We start from the raw sequence: 23,193 nt of genomic DNA, 5'->3' as shown, positions 1-23,193 counted from the left end.
TGTAGTGATTATTTAATAGCTCAATAAATGGAATTCATATAATCAACTTTCTATTTATTATAATTTTTTATAGTTTTTATCTACTATTCATGCAACTTGCCAGATGGGTATAGGCTCTTGTTTTAGCGCTTTCTCCCTTCCCGCGTTCTACTTCCCCGGCTTCACTACTGGCCGGGCCCACGCTCACTAGGCTAGTTCCCTGACAAAGGGTTTTCCAGCCTTTGCTCTGCTCTTTTCGCCCTATTGCACACCTCTCTGTCATGTTCATCTGCCCTTTCCCCACAACCACTGTTCACCCCCCTATCCCCCATGAAAAAAACCCGGATTGGCATTATTGAGGAACAAGCAGTAAGACAACCCAGCCTACAGTCACTGGTCCAGCATTCCGATAACATGGAAGTTATCTGCTCGGCCTCATCCGGAACCGACCTCCTTTCTCAGCTACAAACGGCCTCTCTCGCCAACCTCAGCTACTTTCACGCCCAGGAAAGCCCACTACCCCACCTCATCCTGTTTGGCCTGGACCGCCCCTGCCCCAACGAGCTGCAAGCCATTCGCACCATCCGGATTCTGTATCCCCAGATTCGCATAATCAGCATTGCCGTGCACATATCGGTGCAGCATACTATGGCTCTGCTGGCCGCCGGCGCGGGCGGCTGCCTGCTCCGCGACGACTCACCCCAAGAACTCCTGCACGTGCTGCGCACCGCAGACAGCTACACGGGCATCTACGTCAGCCAGCGTATCTCGCAGCTGTTGTTGCAGGCAACTACCACCAAGCCGATAACACACGGCCAAGCGGTTTCGACGGAGGAACAGCATCAGGTTCAGCAATTGAGTAGCCGGGAGCAACAGATTTTACACCTCGTTGCTGAAGGCAAAACAATGAAGCAAATAGCTGACGAATTATTTATCAGCCCAGCTACGGTGAATAACCACAAAGCTAATATTAGCGGCAAGCTTAACCTTTCCGGCAGAAATCAATTATTCAAGTTTGCTACTACTGTCCAGCACTTGCTCAAGAATTATAATTAATCATTCAGATTATTTACTTCATACAAACAAATAACTATATAAATTTCCGTACATTTTCAGCAATTTAAACCAGTGTGAACTGGCAGATTAGGCTTTATGCATACTGCACATTAGTATTTTTCAATCAAATAATACAGGTTACGACTGCATATTTCCTATTAAGCACTTCAGTGGTTTTTCACCACCTTTAGCAAAGGTAGTACTGCACTAGCTGTATCAGTGAAAATCAGTTAGACAACGAGAGCAGCACACAGCCCCAACCCAAGGGATGGTGCCTAAGTCTGTGCAGCAACCAGCAGATAGTGGCTTAGTCGATGAGAAGGCGTGTTCAGTTGGCCTGAACACGCCTTTATTTGTTTCTGGCTTCACTACTATGCTTCCTACAGGGCAACAGAGAGTCGTGTTTCGCCCCAAACGCACCTGCTGCATCTAACTAAGTATAAATAGTATAAATCTACTATGCGCATTGAATACATCCTACCAACAACTGGGCCTCCGTACCGTCTATCATTGTATTATAGGTAAACACCTACCCTACTATAATTATTGCAGCAATACGCAAAATTTATTATTTATCAACAATGTTAATCATTAAAACAATTTAATATATAATACAAATTCAATGACAAACATACTGATGAAAAAATACACTATTTTTTAACATGAATAAAATTATATTAAAACTCTATTTTGAAAATCAAGTCTTCTTTTTAATTCCTAGACCTTCTGCATGGAAACACATACATTTTTTATTCATACTTCTGCCATCATCACAGGTGAAGATTCAACTGGTGTTGCTCTAGACTGTATACTGATGAATTGCTCCTCAGTTACTCCCAAATTGAAAATAGCATTTCCGATTTGGGCACCGAGGCGGCGCCAGTAAATTAATTCTACGCTCCATACCATGGGTTTTCTACCATGGTATGGAAACAGTAGTAGGCAGCCCGCTCTGCTTAAGTAGTTGCTACGTGTGGCAGCCTCTCTCTTATTGACAGGAAGGGCCTTTTGCGGTCTTGTAAAACTGAAGCCTGACTTTCTTACTTGTTTATGTTGCATCCTACCAGCATCGTACCGGATACGATGGAAGCCTACCTGCCCCAGGTGTCGGTTCGTAGCCAGCTCATTTACAGCATTATTTTAACGGCCCTGCTGGTGCTGCTCTGTGCTTTGCCTATTGTGCACGTGGACGTATCGGTACAAAGCGCCGGAATTATTCGACCTGTAGGTGAGCGAAATGAAATCCGCCCCTTGGTAGCGGGCATTGTGGAGAAAATACGGGTACGCGAAAACCAGTCGGTGCAGGCCGGCGACACGCTGCTACAGCTCAAAACTGATGTCGTGGATACGCAGCTTCGCTCCCTGCGGCAGCAGATGGCCGAAAAAGATGCTTTTATTGCCGACATCAGCAAGCTAGTGCGGCTGCGCGAGACTACCGTCCTTCAGGCGCCGGCGCTTAGTTCGGCCCTATACGCCCAGCAGTATGCCCAGTTCCGCTTTCAGCAGCAGGACCGCCTGGCGCAGCGGCGCAAGCTGCAGAGCGAGCTGAACGTGAGCCGCACGCTGTACGCGGGGCGGGTTATCTCCCGCATCGAAAACCAGGACAAGGAATATGCTCTGCAGAAACTCCTAAACGAATCGAGGCTGCAGGTGGAGAACCAGCTAAGCCAGTGGCAGGCCGATCTGAACATGCACCGCGTGGCCCTAGCCGAGCTGCAAACCAAGGAAAAACAGGCGCTGCAGGAACGGCGGCTCTATACTCTGCTTGCGCCCGTGCCCGGCGCCGTGCAGCAGCTAGCCGGCAAATACCCCGGCAGCTACGTGCAGGTCGGGGAGGCCCTGGGGCAAATATCCCCCAACTCAGCGCTAATAGCGGAGTGCTACGTCACGCCCAAAGACATAGGCCAGCTGCGGCCCGGTATGAAGGCCCGCTTCCAGATTGACGCTTTCGACTACAACCAATGGGGCATGCTGGAAGGCAAAATTCTAGAGGTAGCGAAAGACTTTACCATGCTCAACGACCAGCCGGTGTTCAAAGTCACCTGCCAGCTTAACCAGGGGCACCTTTCCCTGCCCAATGGCTATCAGGGCCGCCTAAAAAAAGGCATGACGCTGCGGGGACGGTTTATGCTGGCCAAGCGCAGTCTGTGGCAGCTGCTCTACGATAAAGCGGATGACTGGATGAACCCTACCCAGTTCAACCGCTAGTTTCTCAGCCTGATCTTTCCGCCGTATTCATGAAAAAGTCGACCCTCATCCGGCAGCGCGACATCACCGATTGCGGGGCCGCTTGCCTGGCTTCCGTAGCGGCGCACTATCACTTGCTGCTGCCAGTGGCCCGCATCCGCCAGTATGCCTCCACTGATCAAAAAGGCACCAACGTGCTGGGCATGATCAACGCGGCCGAAAAAATCGGCTTCCAGGCCAAAGGCGTAAAGGGCGGGCCCGACAGCCTGGAGAAAATCCCGAAGCCGGCCATTGCCCACGTGGTGGTGAAGGAGAAGCTGCACCACTATGTGGTCATCTACGCGGTGAGCCGCACCCACGTGACGGTGATGGACCCGGCCGACGGGCGGATGCACAAGCATACCCTGGAGGAGTTCACCAAGGACTGGAGCGGCGTACTTATGCTACTGCTGCCCGACACGTCCTTCAGGGCCGCCAACGAAAAAACGTCCTCCCTAAAGCGGTTCTGGCAGCTCATTCAGCCGCACCGGAGCGTGATGCTGCAAGCCCTGGTGGGCGCCGCTCTCTACACCATCCTGGGGCTTAGCATGTCCATCTATGTACAGAAAATAGTGGACAATGTGCTGGTAGAAGGCAACCACAACCTGCTAAACGTGATGAGCGTGGCCATGGTGGCCATCCTGCTGCTGCAATTGGTGGTAGGCACGGTTAAGAGCTTCTTCGTCCTGAAAACGGGGCAGCAGCTGGATGCCGGCCTGATTATGGGCTACTATAATCACCTGCTGCGCCTGCCCCAGACGTTCTTCGACACCATGCGCGTGGGGGAAATTATTTCGCGGGTAAACGACGCGGTGAAGATCCGGGCCTTTGTCAACGATGCCGCTATCAATGTGCTGGTAAACCTGTTCATCGTGGCCTTCTCTTTTGCCCTCATGTTCACTTATTACTGGAAGCTGGCCCTCATCATCATGACGATTATTCCACTCTATGCGGTGATTTATCTGATCATGAACCGCCTGAACCGCCGCTACCAGCGCCAGCTGATGGAAAGCGGCGCGGAACTGCAGTCGCAAATGGTGGAGTCGTTGGGGGCGATGAGCACGATCAAAGGCTTCGGCATGGAGGAGTTTGCCAGCGTGCGCACCGAAACACGCTTTGTGCAGCTCCTTCGCCTGGTTTACACCTCCGGCCGGCAGAGCATACTTGGAGGAGCCGCCTCGGAGTTCGTGTCGCAGGTTTTTAAGGTCATTCTGCTGTGGGTGGGCGCGTATTTTGTACTTGGCAACCAACTTACGCCCGGAGAGCTGCTGTCCTTTTACGCGTTAATTGGCTACTTCACGGGCCCGGCTACCAGCCTGATTGGCGCCAACAAAACGGTGCAGGATGCCCTGATTGCGGCCGACCGCCTGTTTGAAGTAATTGACTTAGAGCGCGAGTCACTGGAACACAAGACGGCGCTGACCAAAGAACTGGTGGGAGATATCCGGTTTTCCAACGTGGCTTTTAGCTACGGGACCCGCACAACGGTGTTTGAAAACCTGTCGCTGAGCATTCGCAAGGGTACCATCACGGGCATCGTAGGCGAAAGCGGCTCGGGCAAAACCACGCTGCTGGCGCTGCTGCAAGGCATCTACCCACTCAAGAGCGGTAGCATCGGCATCGGCGACCTGAACCTGCAGCACGTACACCCCGACAGCCTGCGCCGGGTGGTGAGCGTGGTGCCCCAGCAGGTGGATCTGTTCACGGGCAATATCATCGAAAACATAGCCGTGGGCGACTACTCCCCCGATATGGGCCGCCTCATCCGGATTTGCCAGCAGCTGGGTATGCTGGAGTTTATTGAGAAGCTGCCGGCCGGCTTTGGCACTCAGCTCGGGGAGCACGGCACCGGCCTCTCGGGCGGGCAGAAGCAACGTCTGGCTATTGCCCGCGCCCTCTACCGCGACCCGGAAATCCTAATTCTGGATGAAGCTACTTCGGCCCTGGATGGCAACTCTGAGCATTACGTGCAGCAGACTATTCAGCATCTGCGGGCGGCGGGCAAAACCGTAATTATCATCGCTCACCGGCTCAGCACCGTGATGGGTGCGGATAAGATTGTGGTATTGGCCGCCGGTAAACTGGTGGAAGAAGGCACCCACGCTGAGTTGATGCTGGCTGAGGGCCACTACCACCGGATGTGGCATCAGCTCCTGCCGCCCAGCCTGTACGCGGTGGCTCCCTCAGTTTCTTCTTCCCCAAGTCTCAACTAATTGGGCTGGAGCCTTCCGGACAGGTTGCTGCAGATACCAACTCCGAGCTCCTGGTACAACCAGCCAGGCATGGGCTCCCCCGTGCACCGGCTATGCTCCTAGTTACCCTGCTAGCGCATAGCCGGTGTTTTTTTCTGCACTACCCTGTGCAGGCGCCCCAGCTTGCCTAAAACAGCACGGCTACCTGCATGCGGCCCGTGTGCACGGGACTGAGGCCATTGGGCTTGCGGCCATCGTAGCTGAGCGTAAGGTTCAGGCCATTGCTGAGGCGTTGCTCCGCGTTTACGTTCCAGGTGAGGTTGTTGCCGGGGCGCAGGGCATTCAGGATTTCCAGCCCCACCACGGATGACAAATCCCCATCGAAGCCAACGCGCACCAGCCGCGTAGCCGCCGTTACGGTGCGTTTCCCTACCTGGCTGACGCGGGTTTCCACCCCCAGCTCGTCGAATACGCCGCGGGCACCCTCATCGGGGCCGGCGAGGGTATTCTGCTTGCTGGTGTGCAGATAAACACCCGTGAAGCGCAGCGTGTTGCTGGGCTGGTAGCTGATTTCGGGCGCAGCTTCGTACAGCAAAAGCCGAAAGTTACGGGGCGAGAGGTAGGTTGATTCGTTTTCGCGGATGGTGCGCGTGACCGTGAAGCGCCCCGTGAACGACTGGGCCAAGGTGCGCCGAACCAGCACGCTTTGGCTGGCCAGGTTGCGGATATCGGTACCCTGGGTGAGGAGCACCTTTTGCTGGGTTTGCTGGACGGTAACCTCGCCCCCGAAAATAGGATTGGACCGGTTGAAGTAAAGCGTGTTGCGCAGGAGCTTGTTCAAACTCAGCAGAAATAAGTCCTCAGTTTGGAAGGCGAAGGGGTTGAGGCGGGAACTGAGGCTCTTATCAGTAGTGCGCCGGTCGAGGCTGACGGTGGTGAGGGTGGAAAAGCGGGCGGCTACGCTGCGCCAGCCTGCCTGCTCCCGCCAACGGGCCGGGGCACTGGCCGTGAGGCGGTAGCTGAAGCGGTTGGAAAAAGCCAGAATGTAGTCATCGGTGGGCAGGAACACCTTGATGTGGGTGCGGAATTGCGCATCGGGAGTCTGGGCCTCAAAGAACTCTTCTTTGTCTTCGCGGCCGTTTTTGGGCTCGGCGTCGCCGCCGTAGTAGTGCGTGCCCTGGCCGTTGGGTACGGGCAGAAAGGAATAATCCCGCTTCAGCTCCCGGCCCGAAGCCACGCTGTAGCTCAGCTCCGAGCGCAGGGTATTCTGCAGCAGGGCCGCATTCCAGTCTATCTTGCCCAGCACGGTTTGTTGGCGGGCGCTGTCGCGGGCCGCCAGGTCGCGGTAGGTAGCCAGCACCGTGAGGTCCTGACTTTTGCCCAGTCGGCTGCTGAAAGTCCCCCGCCAGGTTTGGGCGCGCCCCCGGGTTTGCAGGCTGGTTAATTCGCGGTTGGGCGTTTGGTCGCGCCGGTAGCTGTAGTCGAGCCGGAATTTGGTTTGGGACGAGTCGCGGCTTTGCAGAAACACGTTGTGCTCGTCGTAGTAGTTAGCCGAGGAAATGGAGTCGCCCGAAGGCAGGGCTACCCGGTTCTTATCGAACCGGTAGGCGTAGCCCGGGATAATGCGCCCCTGCGTGTAGCGGGCGGTGGCTTCGCCCCGGGCCCAGGTAGAGCGGCGCCGGCCGGCCTCCGAGTTCAAAAGAAACAGGGTCCCGCGTACTTCTACCTGCCCAAGCTGCCGGGCCCCTTCCAGCCAGTGCTGCACGCCGCTTACCTCCCCGGCCCGGAAACGGCGGCTTACCCGGTAGCTCAGCAGGTTGTTGGCATCCTTCAGGGCGCCCAGGGAAAAGTTGAAGATGTTGTCCTCGCGCGGAGTGCGCCGCGTGCCGTTGCCCAGCACGGTACTGGTCGTGCTCCAGTTGCGGTCGAACTCAATATCCCGGTACCGGTCGATGGGGGCAAACAGGCGGCTGGTGTACTCGTAGTCGAGGGTGCTGCGCAGCTTGTAGCCTTGCAGAACGGGCAGCCGCAGGGGTTTATCTACCACCGCGTAGCCCACCCGAAACGCCCTGCCCTGGTCGCTCTGGGGCGAAAACCGATTCAAATCCAATTGGGAGGTAGCCACATCCACGAATACCGTGCTGGTCGAATCAAGCCGGTAGCTGGCGCTGCCCGCCAGCATCTGCTTCTGCAGGGGCGTGGGCAGAAGCCGGATGGGCTGGTAGCTGCCCTGGGGAATGCCGTTTACCGGGGCCACGTATTGAAACACGCGCCCGTTGGCATTCACGGCCGTGGGGCTCAGGATATAGTCACCTTGATTAGGGCCGATGTTGGTGAAGCGCACTGTGTAGACGCCGCGCGTGGAATCGGGCGGGTAGGTAAACACCGGCACCGGCTGGCCATTGGCGTCGATGATGACGTTGCGGTTGTACTGCACCTGCCGCCGGTCGTAGACGGCTGAGTCGGCACCGGGCGTGGTTGCCTGGCTGACGTTGTCGCCGGTGTTGCGCAGCAGCTCGCGCTGGGCCGGCGTCAGCTCCAGGTTGGGCGAGTTGTCGGGGTTGTCGGCCTCGCGGTAGTAGTTGGCATGCACACTCAGGCGGCCGGTCTGCTGGTAGTGGCTTACGTGGGTGAGGGAGCGGGCGTAGTTGAAGTCGGAATACTCGAAGTCGATACGGATGCGGGTATTGCGGGTAATCAGGTGCTGGGGCGAGAACGTGACTTCGGCTTGGTTGTAGTCGATGATGTAGTCGTTGTCAAAGCCCCGCGTCATCAGGCGCCCGTCCAGGTACACCCGTTCCGAGTTGGCCAGCACGATGATGAACTGCTCCCCATTGGGCCCGCGCAGGCGGTAAGGCCCCTGCACGTTCTCGATGGGCGTGATTTCGATGGAGGCAAACTTGCCCTTGGCTACCCCCGCCGCTACGGTGGTGGTAGCAAAGCGCCCTTTCCCCAGCACCGTGGTGGCCGTGGCACTGGTAGCTGGCGCGGCCTGGGCCGGAATGGTGCTGTTGCCCGAGTTGGTGAGGCCCACTCCTGCCCGCGCGGATGGGCGCCCAAAATTGGCTTCGATGGCGGCGCCCTGGATATTCTTGTAGAAGCGCAGAAAGTAGTCGGGCTTGTTGCGAAGCACCACGTCGCCGGCCGTCAGGTTCCAGCGGGGGTGCGTCAGGGTCACGAAGATTCGGTCAAACTCCTGGAGCTGCTGGGTGTTGCCCTCCGGCTGAAACGGCACGCTTTGGTCGCTGATGGCCGCCGTGAGCTGAATTTGGTCGGTGAGTTGGCCTTCAAGTTGCAGGTTCAGGGCCGAGTTGACGAACACGTTCTGGGCGTTGCCGAAGGAAATTCCGCGCGCGAGGTTGCCCGTTTTGTTGATGCCGGGGGTAGCCAGAATTTGCTCTTTCACCGCAAAGTCTTCGTAGCCGAAGGGCTTGCGCGGAAAGTTCACGCTGTCCATTAAACTAAGCGGACGCCGGAAAACCGGCCCGGCCAGCCGCAGCGGCAGCACGCGGTAGCAAACCAGGATGGAATCTTCGCTCCCCCCCGGCAATTGGATATCCGGCTGGCCGGGCTCGAAGGCGGGCAGGCGCGTAGCTGCCCGCACGTAGCGGTAGCGGTTGGTGCGCGGGTCGTAGGCCACCGCGCGGCCGTTTTCCGCCCCCACCGACGACGGTACCACCGTGAGCGTGTCGCGGAGCTCGAAGAAGGTAGTATCGCGCGTGGCGGCCAGCCGCACCCACCGGCAGCGGCGGGACGAAGCCGGGCCCGCCTCTGTTGGTCGCTGCTGGGCCCACGCCGCCGCAACAGCCATCCATCCGCACGCCAGCAGCAAACACAGGCGCAGGAAGAAAGGCGAAATACGGCGGGTCATCCGGTAAAAATAGGGCGCGGTAGCGGTACTGGCGGTACAACGTAAAAGCGGCCCCGATTCGTGCCGGATAATTTTCCTGATCAGAGTTGGCGCGGTGGTTGCTGCCAACCCCGGCCGGCCGGCTTCGTACTGCCCGATACCCTATCTTGCCCGTTTTTGCTGCTTGTATGCGAAGTATTCTACTAGCCGGCGCACTGGCGCTGCTGCTCACTACCCCGGCGCCGGCCCAGAGCAACGACGGTTTCCAGCGCCTCCACGGCCAGATGTACCTGGTGCGCAATGGCCAACGCCGCCCCATGACGCACGATGCCCACTTGCCTACCGGCCACGTGGTCACCAAAGATGGGTTTGTGGTAGCGGCTAACGGCCTGCGTACTGAGCTGCGCGAGGGCCAGGGCTGCGACCTGCGCGGCCGGGCCGTGGCCGTGGTGCCCACCAGCCGGGGCCTGGCCTTGGCGGCACCGCCGGCGCGCACCCAGCCCCAGCCTCTGCCAACGGTACTCGCCCGGTTACGAAGCAACAGCCCCCGGGGACTGGGCTATGCCTGGGGCAAGCATAAGAAGGGCAAAAAGCACAAAGGCCGCCGTAATCATGACTAACACCCTACACGAATTTCTGGCGGCCCCTTTTGCCGAGGCCAGCCGGCAGCGTCACTATGCGGCCGTGCGCCACGCCCTGCGTACCGACGATACTGGCCCCGTTACCCTGCTGCTGGGTAACCTGGCCCTGGAAGCCGGTGGCCCGGCCCTGGACGCGGTGGTAGTGCGCCCGCACAGCATTACGCTGCTGCTGCTGGTGCCGCACGGTGGTCAGCTCAGCATCCCTGCCCTGTCTTACGGCACTTGGAAGCTCGATAACACGCCCCTGCCCACCACCTGGGAGGCCGACAACCCATTCGAGCAGTTCCAGCGCCAGAAAGAGGCCCTGGCCGCCTGGCTGGCGCCCCAGCTGAGCGCGGAGCAAGCCAACCTGCAGTTTATTTCGGGAGTGGTCGTGTTTGAGGGTCCGATAACGTTCGGGCCGGAGGTGGAGACGCAGCTGGCTTCTACCCCCGGCACCAGCGGCTTTCAGTTGCTGCCCGAAGCCAGCCAGCTGCCCCGCCGCCTCCGCCAGCTGGCCCGCCCTGATATCGACCTGACCGAGGCCGACCTCACCCAGTGGGCCCGCGACCTAGCCGATGACGACGCGACCGGCGGAAACAGCGAAGTTTCCGGCCACCCTGCGCCCGTTGCAGCCGAGCCTGCCAGCCCATTGCGCCGCCTCTGGCAGTGGCTGGGTGCCCACGATGTGCCCGACGATGCGCCCTACGGCTACGACGCCCAGGCCGTAGCTGCCCGCAGCGCTGAAAAGGAGGAACTGGAACACGTACGCCACCAGCTCCAAGCCGACCTGAACGAGCAGATGCGCGCCCTGCAGGCCCGGGAGGCCGAGCGGGAGCAGCATATAGCCGAGTTGCGGGCCCAGCTCACCCAGGCCCCGGCAGCGCCCGCCGAGGCGGCCGCCATACAGGCCCGGTTGGCCGCTGAGAGCCGCGAAAAAGCCCTGATAGAAGAAGCCATGGCCGCGTCCCGGGCCGAGTCGGCGGCGCGCAACGCCGAGCTGGATGCCAAGATTGCCCAGTTGGGGCAGCTTATCCAGCAACTGAACACCCAGCCAGCTGCGACTTTGCCCACAGCTACTCCGGCGGCACCAGTCACCACCGGCCCGGCGGCCCCCAAGCCGGCTGCTCACCCGACCTATCCGGCCGGGCCGGGCACATCGGCTAAGCCAACCCTAGCGGGGGCGCTGGCCCCGGCCCGGGCGGGTTTCGAGCGGCTGCGGCAGTGGCAACGCCGGCTGCCGCGCCTGGCCGTGGCGGCTGGGGCGCTGGCGTTGGTGGGCCTGGGTGGCTGGGGCCTGCACCAGGCCTTTTCCGCTTCGCCTCCCCAACCATTTCAGGAAAACGGCAAATGGGGCTTCACAACTGGGGCCGCCGAGCCCCTGGTGCCCGCCCGCTACGCTTCAGCAACGGAGTTTCGGGAAGGCTTTGCCGTGGTAGAAGCCGATAAGGCCTTCGGGCTGGTGAATGAGAACGGCGAAGAAGTAGTAAAGCCGGCTTACGATGCCCTCAACCCCTACGCCGGCGAGTACGCCCGCGTACGGATAGGCGACGCCTACACGTTTCTGGATCGGAACGGGCAGGAATTCAACGCGTACTTCTTTAATGCCCTGGACTTCGCGGAAGGCTACGCCGCCGTGCTCGACCACCGGGGCTGGTACTACATTGAGGGGCCCGCGGAGGAAGACCCTGCCAAGCCACCCGTTATCTTCCGCGAGGCGTATTCCTTCCAGCAAGGGCTGGCCCGCGTGCGCTTGGCTGACGGCTACACTTTCATCACCCCCGACTACCTGCGGGACCCCACCACCGGCACCGGGCCCTTTGGGCGCTACACCGCCGCCACTGACTTTACCGACGGCCGCGCCCGCGTTACGCAACAGGGCCGCACCTTTTTTATCGATACTGATGGGGATGAGGTAAAGTAATGCCCCCGCCCCCATCAGCCGGCCAGCGGCAGCTCGATGTAGAATGTGGTGCCGATGCCGGCCCCGGTTTCAAACCAGATGCTGCCCCCAGCGCTTTCGATGCCCCGCCGGGCCACTGCCAGCCCAATGCCGGAGCCTTTTTCCTTGGTGGTGAAGTTGGGCACGAAGATTTTTTCCTGCACCTCTTCCGGAATACCGGCCCCGTTGTCTTCAATAGCAATGCGCACCTTGCTGGCGCCAACCAGCGCAATGCGCGCCTCAATTTCGGGCCGGCGGCCCTCCGGCACGGCCTGCAGGGCATTGATGAGCAGGTTGTTGAACGTGCGCACCAGCAGGCTTTCATCGGCATACACGATGTAGCCATGCTCCTCGGCTTCGGGGGGCAGTTGTAGGCGCACCTGGCCATTGCCCTGGTGCAGCCCCACGCAACGGCGCAGCACGGCGGCCACATCCAGCCGCTCGGGGCGCATGGCGGGCAGATTAGTGAAGTTGCTGAACGAGGTGGCAATGTCAGTCAGCACATCAATCTGCGTGATGAGCGTCTGCGATACGCGGCCAATCAGCTCTGAGAGGTCGGCCCGGCCGTCCTGAATGGCCCGCTGCAGAAACTGCAGACTAAGCTTCATGGGCGTGAGCGGGTTTTTGATTTCGTGGGCCACCTGTCGGGCCATTTCGCGCCAAGCTGCTTCTTTTTCCTGGGCCGCCAGCTCCTGCTTGCTTTCTTCCAGCTTGCGCAGCATGGTGTTGTACTCGCGCACGAGCAGCCCAATCTCATCCGACGACTCGTAGGTGAGCATTTCATTTTGCCCCGTGAGCGTGGTGTGCTTGAGCTTTTCCGTAAGCAGCTTGAGCGGGGCGGTGAGGTAACGCGAGGCAATAAACGTCAGAATCAGGAATAGGATGAACATCACGGTGAAGATGTTCAGGATGGTATCCACCAGCTCAATCAGCTTGGTATCCAGCTCTTTCTCGGAGTCGAAAAAGGGAATTCCCACGTAGCCCAATACTGCTCCGGCTCCGGGCGTGGCCGTGGCTACCCGCAACGGCAGGTATAAGGCATTAAACGAAAGCGTCCCGGCGCGTTCTGAGAGCAGAATTCGGGGTTGGCTGCGCTCGGCCAGCGCCTTCATGGCCTGCGGATTCATGAGCGGACTCAGCAGGCCGCTCTCGAAGATGAGGGGCTGACTACTTACCAGCAGCTGGCCTTGGCTGTCGTACAGGTTGAGGTCGGTTTCGGTGAGACTAGCTACCGTGGTAGCCGTCTCGGCCAATTGCGTGCGGTTCACGGAGTCGGCCAGCAGGGCCCGGTTCTTCAGCAGATTATCCTGCACGGCTTTGCCACGGCGCTCATAGGTGCGCAGCAGGTCGCGCTTGTAAGAGGCCGTTACCTGGCTGGCCGTAGCCACGCTTACCACCAGCAGCGGAATCAGAATGCCCAGGTTCAGGAACAATTGAATCTTGGTGCTGAAGTTGGTGCGCAGCATGCGGGGGTATTTGCCCCGCACCACCATGTAGCCCACCACACACAAGAGCCAGAAGAAGGTGTGCAGCAGGAACAGAAACGAGAAGTTGGACAGCCAGCTGCCAAAGGAGTACTTGGGCGTGGTTACTACCACTACCCGCTCCTGCGGGCCGCGTACGCCCAGGTGGTGCCGCCCCGCCACTACCAGGCCGGTCGTGTACAAGCGGGGGTCGTGGAGGGCTTGGTGCCGTAGGTTGTTGACGTAGTCAAAATCTCCCTCGCTATACACGGGGCGGTCATGCTCAAAGCCGGCATAGCTCAACTCGGGACCAAGCCCAGGCTGGAAGAACTTTTCATCGACGAGCAGCTCCGGCACCAGACTATAGGTGGTGAGCTTTTTCAGGGCCAGCTCCAGCACAATGGTAGCCACCCCGCCCGACGCAGCCTGCACGGGCACAAATGTTACGTAGCGGCGGGAGCTGAACGTAGCGCCATCGTGTACCAAGTAGAGGTTTGACTGGTCGGTCTGCACGGCATTGCGCAGCAGGCGGCTTCGGGCGGCGGCTAAGGTTTCCACCCCGTTGGTCGCACCCGGCCGTTGCCCGGCCACATCAAAAAATAAGACGTTGGTTTCGTACTTATCGAAGTAGTCGCGCAAGTAGTACTTCTCAATCTTCTGCCGTACTACGTCCTGGTTGCCGAAGGGTCCCGTAATGCGCGCTTGGATAAATGGGTCAGCCGCCATTTGGCGCGTCCGCTCCGTGAGCAGAAATTCCCCCTGCAGGTCGTTGTCAACCAAGAGGTTGCTGGCCAGCTTCTGCTTGTTCTGAATCAGCTGCCGGTCGAAGTGCATGTACAGCGCCAGGGACCCAATGGCTGCACTTAGCCCTACCATCAGGAACACCAGCAGGTATAACTGGTAGGGCACCACCGCCGCCAGGGGCCGCAAGCCCGTGAGGCGCAGAATCAAAAAGAAAATAAGGGTGAGGCCCAGCAGTGTAATGTAGGGCATACTCAGCAGCAGCCCCACCGGCGTAAATACCAAGGCACTGCCCGCCAGCAGCAGCACGGCTACCCCCTTGGTAGCGGGCCGGACAATAGCCACAAAGCACTGCGTCAGCAGATACAACGCCAGCAGGTACCCGCCGGTATGCAGCACAATAGCCAGCAGCAGCAGCAGTTTGAAGGTAGATACCTGAATGCTCTGCGTGATATCGAGGTTGAGTTGGGAGTTGGTGAAGGTGCTGGCGTAAAACTGGTATAGCGTGATAAGCAATGCATAAAACGCCAGTACGGCCCCAGTGCCCACGGCCACGCGGGCGGCATCCCGGTGCAGGCGCCCTATGCGCCGCAGCACCCCGTACCGCCGAAACAGCCGCAGGCCATACACCGCCACGACCACCATCACCAAGGCGTTCAGCAATAAGTCGCCTAGCGAAGGGGAAATGGCCGAGGCGGCGTATACGCGCGGGTCGAACAAGGGCAACTCAATAAAGGAGAAAGGCAGCCCCCAGTACAGCAGCGCCGCCCGCAAAGCCACCAGGGGCAATACCACCGCCGCAGCCCCGCGCAAGCGTCTTTGCTGTGTAAACCAGCGCTGAGCCAGCAAAAGCCACCCCAGCAGGTACAGGACAATACCCAGCAGAAGCAGGCCCGCAGGCAGGAATTTGCCGGTTACGGGGTTGGCGTGCAGACTCTCCAGAGAAAACAAATACGTCCCCTTGGCCGAGTATATCCGCGGCAGAAGCCCGCTTGGATCGTTGGTTACGATGCGCAGGCTAAGGCCCCTGAACAGGGCCTGCGTAGCGCCCTCCCGCAGGTAGCGGTTGCTGATGCCATAGTATTTCTCCAGGGGCACGTAAGTTAGTAGCACGTAGGGGCCGGCCGGCTGGCGCAGGGCTAGATAGCGGCCAAACTTCATCTCTACTACCTTCTCCTGGAACGGCTGCAGCGCATTTTCTACCTCCGGCCGCATCATGTGGTCGGACCAGTAGCGCAGCTCCAGCTTTTCAAAAACGAAGGTCGGATAAGTCGCGCCCTGTAGCAACCGACTAAAGCTAGGCGGGTCTCGCTGCAGGTCGGCGGCCAGCTTAGCTCCCTCCTGCTCGGCGGTATGCTCGGCCGTGCGCACCAAGTTTTGCAGCTGCCGGGCCTCCGCCCGCAGCAGTACCGACGTGGCCAGCCCGTAGTGGTTGCTGATGTAGGCCGCCGCAAAGCAACCTGCAGCCAGCAAAAGCAGCAACCAGGGAAAAGTACGTTTGGGCAGCAAGGGCTAGAGAATACGAATGGAGCCCCGGCCCGGACGAGCCAGTAGGCTAATAGAAATGGGCTAGCATCAAAAATGCCGCCAATTGGCGGCATTTCCTACCGGGCAGGCCGGTGGCTAGTATCTAACTATGCTGGCTACGCAACCATACGCCTGCGGCCGCAAGGCTTAGCGCTGGGCCAGCTTCTTCTTTTTGTTGTTGCGGTACCACCAGAAGCCTACCGTGCCAATTAGCAGGTACGGAATGGTCATCAGGTACAGAATGCCTTTGTTCAGGCCAGAGGTATCATAGCCCTCCTTGTCCGTGCGGGAGGCTTCCACCTGGGTTTTGCACATGGTGCACTGGGCCTGTACCGAACGAGGAGCCACACTCCCAAGGCTCGTCAGCACTACCAGCCAAAAAACGAAAACTAGTACCTTTTTCATCTCTTTTCTAACACTCCCTGCGGAGTAAAGTTTCGCTAAAACGGCTTTTCTGCTAGGTGTAGTACGGTGAAATCATCAGGTACACAAGCACCCCCGTTACCGAGACGTACAACCACACGGGAAACGTCCAGCGGGCAATGCGCCGGTGCTTGGCAAACTGCTCGGTGAGGGCGTAGTACAGCGTGAACAGTACTAGGCCCACTGTAACGGCGGCCAGCACAATGTGCGTAAGCAGCACAAAGTAGTACACCCCGCGAATCAGGCCTTCCCCGCCAAACTTAGTAGAAGCTACCTGGGAGTGATAGGCCACGTAGGAAACCAGGAACAAGGAACCCAGCAGAAAAGCCAGGCCCATCATCAGCCGGTGGCGGGCGACATCCTTGCGCCGGATGAAGTAGTAGCCCACCACGAGGCAGACCGCGGTGAGCGAGTTCAGCCAGGCGTTTACCTTGGGCAGCATCTTCACTTCAAGACCCGGAATCCGAAAAATACCAGGGAAGAAATACAGTACGGCTACGGCCAAGGGAATGATGGCAGCCAAAGCACCCATCAGTATTTTGTACTTGGTAAAGCTGCCGGGGTTAACGGCGGGGTTCGTCGGTGAGGTCATACGAGTAAAGCATTACGCCAATTTCGGTGATGAGCCGCTCAATCTCCTTGGGGCTGCTGCCATCGTAGCGGCCCCGCACCTGGCCTGCCCGGTCTACCAGAAACAGCTGCTGGCTGTGCTGGAGCCCCGGAGCAACCCCTTGCGGCGCCGGTAAGCGAAACTCATCTGTTAGTAACCGATAAACCGCGGTTTTGTCACCCGTCAGGAACAGCCATTTTCCGCTGATGGCGCCATACTGCTCGGCATATTTTTCCAGAATAGCCGGGGTATCGTGGGCCGGGTCCAGCGTAACCGAGGTTAGCCGCACCCGGGGCTCGTGCCGGAACTTCTCCTGCACCCGCTGCAGCAGGCTGCTCACCTGCGGGCAGGCACCGGCGCAGGTAGTGTAAAAGAAGTTGACCACGTAAAGGCCCTTGGCGAAGTCCTGGCTACTCACGGGCCGGCCTGACTGCGACTGTACCGCAGGCCACACGATGCGGTGGAAAACAGTATCGCGCTGCCACTTCCCCCCTACCTGCGTCGAGTCGACGCGGTCGGGCAGGTAAGTTGGCAGCGCGTAACGGTTGGTTCCAAACGTTTTCAGGAAGAGAAACGCCAGCACCGGCACAAGCAGCATCAGGCCCAACAGGAGCGTTTGTTTGGGCCGCATGCGGTTAGCGGTTGAAAACGGCCTCGTTGATGTACGAGCCTTCCGTAATCAGGGCCACCAGCAGCCACACCAGCAGGGACATCGGAATCAGGATCGTCCAGATCAGGCCCTTGGTCTCATGCTTCAGGTGCATGAACTCCGCCACGATGAAGAAGGCTTTGAAAATGGTGAGGATAATGAAAATAGCGTTGCGGAGCGTGCCGGGGTCCATCAGAAATACGAACACGAATTCCAGCGCCGTAATGCCTACGAGCACGAAAAACGTTTTCCAGATCCAGCCGGTATTAGGCTTAGCAATTTCGGCAGGATTATGCGAGTCGAGGCCTACGTGATTAGCCATCTTGTTGAATGGTTGAGTGGTTAGAATTGCCAGCTGATTAATTGACTTACTGGTAGCAGGATTAGCCTTACGGCGGGCCCAACTACCAGCAGACCAGTAAGCAATTTACGTTATACGAGGTAGAAGAAGGTGAAGACGAATACCCACACCAAGTCTACAAAGTGCCAGTAAAGGCCAATTTTCTCCACCATTTCGTAGTGGCCGCGCTTCTCAAAGGTGCCGTTGGTGGTAGCAATGAAGGCCCACACCAGCAGGCAAACGCCCGAGAATACGTGCGTGCCGTGGAAACCGGTGATAAAGAAGAACAAGTCAGCAAACAGCACGGGGCCGTACTGGTTCATCGCCAGGTTAGCACCGTGGAAGATAGTGCCATCGGCCATGCGCGTACCCTCATCAGTGCCACCGATAAAGTGCGTCCATTCCCATGCCTGGGAGCCCAGGAAAGTAGCCCCGAACAGAATCGTCCAAAGCAGCCACTTTTGCACGTCGTTCTTGTCCATGCGGTGGCCGGCTTCTACGGCCAATACCATCGTCACCGACGAGAAGATGAGAATCATCGTCATCAAAGCCACGAAAGCCAGCGGCAGATCCATGCCGTGCAGGCCCGGGAAGGAGTTGAACACCTTATCGGGCACAGGCCAATACGCCGTGGAGAATTCAAAGGCTTTGCCCGAAGCAGCATCAAACGCCGCGTGGCGGTGACGGATCAGGCCGTAGGTGGTGAGGAAGGCAGCGAAGGTAAAGGCATCCGACAACAGGAAGAACCACATCATCAGCTTGCCGTAGCTTGCCTTGAATGGTTCATTGCCTCCGTCCCAAGGTCCGCTGCGGGGCGTGTCGAGCGTGGCAGCGTGCTGCGTTGCCGCTTGTGAAATGGCCATAGTGCGCGTAAAGAAGGTCGAAAAACTAGTGGTTCAAAAGTAGGAACAAATACAGGTACAACCAAAGCCCGCCCAGGAAGTGCCAGTAGATTGTGACGTTGCCGATGGACAGCATCTGACGCGAATGCACCTGATAGTTAAAGCTTTTCCGCAGCACTTTCAGCAGAAAAATCAGGCCCGTAATCAGGTGAAAAGCGTGTACGCCCATCAGCACATACAGGAAGGAGCCGGAGGGATTTGCATCAACGCCACCAAAGTGAATCTTGTTACGCACGAGTTCGGCCCATACCTGCCACTGCCCTACCAGGAAGGCCGTGCCCAGCACCAGCGTCAGCACTAAGCCCAGTTTTACCTGATTTAGCTCATCCTTGCGGGCCGCGAAGTAAGCCCACTGCACCGTGGCGCTGCTTAGCACAATCAGCACGGTATTGATGAGCATGCTGGCCGGCAGCTCAAATTCCAGCCAGTTGCCTTCTTCCCGGCGCACGATATAGGCGCTGGTGTAGGCAGCAAAAATCATGAAAATGCTGATAATCATCAGCCAGAGAACGAGCCGGGCCGGGTGCAGACCGGTGCCGGGTTCTTTGTCGGTTAAGGTTTCGGCGGGATGCATAAGGAGTTTTTTTTACGCGGTTTAAATCACCAGTTGCGTTGACTTCAGGCGGCCAAACCCAGTGGCTTCTGGCTGAAATAACAACACCAAAGCCTTAGATTTTGTCCATTACCAGGGCAATCTGCACGATGGGCAGGTACAGAAAAGAACCAAACATGATGCGCATTGCCGCCTTTTTGGTGCAGGTGCGCATCAGGTAAAATGTTTGCATCAGAAACAGCACGCCACAAACCGCGGCCACCATGGCGTAGGTAGTGCCCGTCATGCCAAAGTAGAGCGGCAATAGGCTCAGGGGAATCAGCACCAGCGTGTACGTCATGATCTGAATGGCCGTACGCATGTCCTTGCCACCCGGGGTGGGCAGCATCTTGAAGCCGGCTTTCTTGTAATCGTCGTCGAGCACCCAGGCTATGGCCCAGAAGTGCGGAAATTGCCACATAAACTGAATGCCAAACAGTACCCACCCTTCGATGCCCAGCACCCCGGTGGCCGCTACCCAGCCAATAAGCGGCGGCATGCCGCCCGGTATGGCCCCTACCGCTACGCAAATAGGAGAAATGGTCTTCAGCGGAGTGTAGATGAACCCGTAGAGGATCAGCGAAACCAGGGACAGTGCCGCGGCCAGGGGGTTAAAGAAGTACGTTAGCAGGCCCAGGCCTAGGCCACCCACCAGCAGTACGAACACCCACGCTTCCGTTACCGACAACACGCCCAGCGGCAGCGGACGTTTAGCGGTGCGCTTCATCAGCCGGTCGAGGTCTATTTCGAAAATCTGGTTGATGGTATTTGCTGCGCCCGTAACCGCCAGCCCGCCTACCATCACCAGCAGCGCCCGGCTCCAGTTGAACTCCTGGGCGCCCAGCAGGTAGCCAATGGCGCTGGAAAACGCTACTGTCAGCGACAATCGAAACTTAAGCAGCTGAAAATACGCCCGGGCCTTCGTCATACGTGGTTATAACAACCCATCGGGGCAAATGCTTGCCAAACGGGGCCGCAAAGTTACGCAACAACGCCCGGACTAGCCTCTTGCCGCACCAACTTCGTAGCTCGGCGGTACGCCAGCCCCACCAGCACCTGTAATCCGAAGAGTACCGTAGCCAAAGTGAGGTGAATAGGCTGCACAGCGGCAGGTAGTGCCCAATAGGCTAGGGTAATCCCCGCCAGTATTTCCAGCCCCAGGACGCCGATAACGGCGACTGCCAAGGGCCGTAGCGCGCCAGTTGAACCTACGTACAGGCGATACATCAGATACAGATTCAGCAGTAGCAGAATTGCCGAGTAAGAGCGGTGCACCCGAAAGGCTATGCCCAACTGTTCTACCCACTCGGCGCGGCCCAGATACTGCGCGGCGGCCGCAACCAAATCCACTTCCTCTCTTACTTGGGTACCGAGCACAATCTGGCCGAACGTGGCTCCAGCCGCAATCAGCAGCCCCCAGCCCAGGCCCGGGACAGAGTGCTCTACTACCCGGTTGCTATCCCGCTGGGAGCGGTCAACGGCGTACAGGAGCAGCGCTACAATGAGCAAGGCAAGGCCCATATGTATGGTCACCATAACGGGGAGCAAATTGGTAGATACCACCAGGGAGCCTAGCCATCCTTGCACGCCAGTAAGCAGAAAACAGGCAAATGCCAGCCAAAACACGGGCCTATCGTGGCGCCAGTAAGGCAGTGCCAACACTACCGTGAGAAAAATAAAAATTCCGATTAGCACACCGAGGAGCCGGTTCACGTACTCAATCCACGTTTTGGTGGGGTTGAAGTCTGTCTCAATATACTGCGTGGGATGCGCAAAGATTTCCCCAGCTACTTGCTTGAAACCCATACGCTCCAGCGTACGAGCCAGCCGCTGGTTTTTCGCCACCCGTTGGGCAGTATATATCTCCTTGTAATTGGCCGGTAGCTGGTTGATATGCGTTGGTGGTACCCAAGAGCCAAAGCACTTGGGCCAATCGGGGCAGCCCATGCCAGACCCCGTGCTTCGCACGACACCCCCTACCAGAATCAGCAGGTAGACGCTGACTACCGTCAGCAAACCAAAAAACCGGAAACGACGAACAAAAGCTGGAGTTTGCAGCATGACACGCAATACGCTGCTGCCCATCAGGACAGAATGAAAAAGCAAAAAGAAAGGGAAGCCTAGCCGAATAAACCGGAACCGGGCTCCCCTGCTGAGAAAGAAAGCGGGCCGCCGTAGATACAGCGGCCCGCTTTATGTTGGCCGGGTGGCCTACTCCATTTCTCGCTCGTAGGGCAGGTTAGATGACTGCGTTTGCGAGAAGGGCACGTTTTGCGGAATGAAATCCTCCACGGCTCCGGGCTTGCTATAGTCGTAGGGCCAGCGGTACACAGCGGGAATGGCGCCAGGCCAGTTGCCGTGACCCGGCTCGATGGGCGCGGTCCATTCCAGCGTAGTCGAGTTCCAGGGGTTCTGGCTAGCCCGACGGCCGCGGAAAATGCTGTAGAAGAAGTTGAAGATGAAGATAAACTGGGCGAAGAAGGCCAGAATGGCGGCCAACGAAATAAACTTGTTCAGGTCAGCAAACTGCGAGAACATGTCGAAGCCCGTCCAAGCGTAGTAACGGCGGGGGAAGCCGGCAATGCCTACGTAGTGCATCGGCAGGAACACCAGGTATACGCCGATAAAGGTCAGCCAGAAGTGTACGTAGCCCAGCTTCTCGTCCATCATGCGGCCAAACATCTTGGGGAACCAGTGGTAAACCCCAGCCCACAGACCGAAGAACGCTGAGGAACCCATTACCAAGTGGAAGTGAGCTACCACGAAGTAGGTGTTGTGCATCTGGATATCCAAGGCAGCGTTGCCGAGGATAATACCCGTCAGACCACCCGAGATAAACAGCGACACAAAGCCAATGGAGAAGAGCATGGCCGTAGTGAAGCGGATGTTACCGCGCCACAGCGTAGCCAGCCAGTTGAAGGTCTTCACGGCCGAAGGCACGGCAATAATCAGCGTCAGGAACATGAACACTGAACCCAGGAAGGGGTTCATCCCCGTCACGAACATGTGGTGAGCCCACACGATAAACGACAGCAACGAAATACCCAGCAGGGAGCCAATCATAGCGCGGTAGCCGAAGATAGGCTTACGGGCGTTGGTGGCCAGGATTTCCGATACCATGCCCATAGCAGGCATAATTACGATGTACACCTCCGGGTGACCCAGGAACCAGAACAAGTGCTGGAACAGAACTGGCGAACCACCTACGTTGGGCAGCGCCTGCCCAGCAATGTAGATATCCGACAGGAAGAACGACGTGCCGAACGAACGGTCGAAGATCAGCAGCAGCGCTGCCGAAAACAACACGGGGAAGGAGAGCAGGCCCAGGATAGCCGTCAGGAAAAACGCCCAGATGGTCAGCGGCAGCTTGCTCATGCTCATGCCACGGGTCCGCAGGTTGATGACCGTGGTGATGTAGTTTACACCGCCCAGCAGCTGCGACACGATGAACAGAGCCATCGATACCAGCCACAGCGTTTGGCCCATGCCCGAGCCAGGAATAGCCTGGGGCAGTGCCGAGAGTGGTGGGTAAATTGTCCAGCCGGCAGCGGCCGGCCCGGTTTCGATGAACAGGGAAATGAACATTACCACACTGGAGATAAAGAAGAACCAGTAGGAAAGCATGTTCATGAAACCCGAGGCCATGTCACGGGCCCCGATCTGCAGCGGAATCAGGAAGTTGGAGAACGTACCCGACAAACCAGCCGTCAGTACGAAGAACACCATGATGGTGCCGTGCATCGTTACCAGTGCCAGGTAGAACTCGGGGTTCAGCTTGCCAGCCTCAATCCACTTGCCGAGGAAGGGCGAAAGCCACTCAAACGTAGCCTCGGGCCAGCCCAGCTGCAAGCGGAACAAGCTCGACAGCGTACCGCCGAGGATAGCCCAGAAGATACCCGTAATCAGGAATTGCTTGGCAATAACCTTGTGGTCGGTGCTGAAAACGTATTTCTCCAGAAAGCTGAGCTCATGATGCTCGTGGTGGTCATCATGGTGCAGATGCTCGTCGTGCGCAATGCCAGGCTCGGTTGCCCCGATGCCCCCTTGCACGTTCGATTGGGTTGGAAGATTAGCAGCCATA

16 protein-coding genes are annotated in these 23,193 nt (G+C 58.1%); 5 read left to right on the top strand and 11 right to left on the bottom strand.

What is annotated here, in order from left to right:
- Window positions 1-309: 309 nt before the first annotated feature.
- The 3 genes from FY528_RS12550 to FY528_RS12540 all read left to right on the top strand — a co-directional run bounded on the left by FY528_RS12550 (window position 310) and on the right by FY528_RS12540 (window position 5,474).
- Window positions 310-1,035 carry a response regulator transcription factor gene (locus tag FY528_RS12550; protein WP_149071364.1) on the top strand — a complete coding sequence of 242 codons (726 nt, stop codon included), beginning with the start codon at window positions 310-312 and terminating at the stop codon, window positions 1,033-1,035.
- Between the two features lie 1,050 nt (window positions 1,036-2,085).
- The gene (locus FY528_RS12545; RefSeq protein ID WP_149071363.1) at window positions 2,086-3,243 is read left to right on the top strand and encodes an HlyD family secretion protein; all 1,158 of its coding nucleotides are present in this window, start codon (window positions 2,086-2,088) and stop codon (window positions 3,241-3,243) included.
- Window positions 3,244-3,272: 29 nt separating this feature from the next.
- Window positions 3,273-5,474, top strand: a complete 2,202-nt coding sequence (locus FY528_RS12540) for a peptidase domain-containing ABC transporter (protein WP_149071362.1) — start codon at window positions 3,273-3,275, stop codon at window positions 5,472-5,474.
- 166 nt (window positions 5,475-5,640) lie between these two features.
- On the opposite strand, the gene FY528_RS12535 is transcribed toward FY528_RS12540, so the two are convergent.
- Window positions 5,641-9,324 (bottom strand): DUF8818 domain-containing protein, encoded by a 3,684-nt coding sequence (locus tag FY528_RS12535; protein WP_149071361.1) that lies wholly within the window; start codon window positions 9,322-9,324, stop codon window positions 5,641-5,643.
- Between the two features lie 167 nt (window positions 9,325-9,491).
- Between FY528_RS12535 and FY528_RS12530 the strand changes: the two genes are divergently transcribed.
- Window positions 9,492-9,923, top strand: a complete 432-nt coding sequence (locus FY528_RS12530) for a DUF6799 domain-containing protein (RefSeq protein ID WP_149071360.1) — start codon at window positions 9,492-9,494, stop codon at window positions 9,921-9,923.
- Window positions 9,916-11,847, top strand: coding sequence for a WG repeat-containing protein (locus FY528_RS12525; RefSeq protein WP_187632108.1), 1,932 nt, complete (start codon window positions 9,916-9,918; stop codon window positions 11,845-11,847). Before FY528_RS12530 ends, FY528_RS12525 begins: the two co-directional genes overlap by 8 nt.
- 14 nt (window positions 11,848-11,861) lie before the next feature.
- Here FY528_RS12525 and FY528_RS12520 read toward each other — a convergent pair whose 3' ends face one another.
- From FY528_RS12520 to FY528_RS12475, 10 genes are all read right to left on the bottom strand, one after another.
- Window positions 11,862-15,578, bottom strand: coding sequence for a sensor histidine kinase (locus FY528_RS12520; protein WP_149071358.1), 3,717 nt, complete (start codon window positions 15,576-15,578; stop codon window positions 11,862-11,864).
- A gap of 165 nt (window positions 15,579-15,743) precedes the next feature.
- A complete protein-coding gene (locus tag FY528_RS12515) occupies window positions 15,744-16,001 on the bottom strand; it encodes a CAMCR motif-containing small membrane protein (protein ID WP_149071357.1) in 258 nt (85 codons plus the stop codon).
- 52 nt (window positions 16,002-16,053) lie between these two features.
- On the bottom strand, window positions 16,054-16,611 hold the full coding sequence (locus tag FY528_RS12510) for a DUF420 domain-containing protein (RefSeq protein ID WP_149071356.1): 558 nt from the start codon (window positions 16,609-16,611) through the stop codon (window positions 16,054-16,056).
- On the bottom strand, window positions 16,583-17,260 hold the full coding sequence (locus FY528_RS12505) for an SCO family protein (RefSeq protein WP_149071355.1): 678 nt from the start codon (window positions 17,258-17,260) through the stop codon (window positions 16,583-16,585). The genes FY528_RS12510 and FY528_RS12505 overlap by 29 nt, the downstream gene beginning before the upstream one ends.
- Before the next feature lie 4 nt (window positions 17,261-17,264).
- Entirely contained in the window at window positions 17,265-17,600 is a 336-nt protein-coding gene (locus FY528_RS12500; RefSeq protein WP_149071354.1) for a cytochrome C oxidase subunit IV family protein, read from the bottom strand.
- A gap of 110 nt (window positions 17,601-17,710) precedes the next feature.
- Entirely contained in the window at window positions 17,711-18,481 is a 771-nt protein-coding gene (locus FY528_RS12495; RefSeq protein WP_149071353.1) for a cytochrome c oxidase subunit 3, read from the bottom strand.
- Between the two features lie 25 nt (window positions 18,482-18,506).
- Entirely contained in the window at window positions 18,507-19,094 is a 588-nt protein-coding gene (locus FY528_RS12490) for a cytochrome c oxidase subunit 3 (protein ID WP_149071352.1), read from the bottom strand.
- A 94-nt stretch (window positions 19,095-19,188) separates the two neighbouring features.
- Window positions 19,189-20,040 carry a heme o synthase gene (cyoE, locus tag FY528_RS12485; RefSeq protein ID WP_149071351.1) on the bottom strand — a complete coding sequence of 284 codons (852 nt, stop codon included), beginning with the start codon at window positions 20,038-20,040 and terminating at the stop codon, window positions 19,189-19,191.
- 53 nt (window positions 20,041-20,093) lie between these two features.
- Window positions 20,094-21,218, bottom strand: coding sequence for a COX15/CtaA family protein (locus FY528_RS12480; protein ID WP_232066398.1), 1,125 nt, complete (start codon window positions 21,216-21,218; stop codon window positions 20,094-20,096).
- Between the two features lie 105 nt (window positions 21,219-21,323).
- Window positions 21,324-23,192, bottom strand: a complete 1,869-nt coding sequence (locus FY528_RS12475) for a cytochrome c oxidase subunit I (protein ID WP_262383984.1) — start codon at window positions 23,190-23,192, stop codon at window positions 21,324-21,326.
- Window position 23,193 lies beyond the last annotated feature (1 nt).

Source organism: Hymenobacter lutimineralis, assembly GCF_008271285.1.
Taxonomy (GTDB): domain Bacteria; phylum Bacteroidota; class Bacteroidia; order Cytophagales; family Hymenobacteraceae; genus Hymenobacter; species Hymenobacter lutimineralis.
Note: the sequence above shows the minus strand (reverse complement) of the source record. Positions and strands in the feature narration are given on the sequence as shown.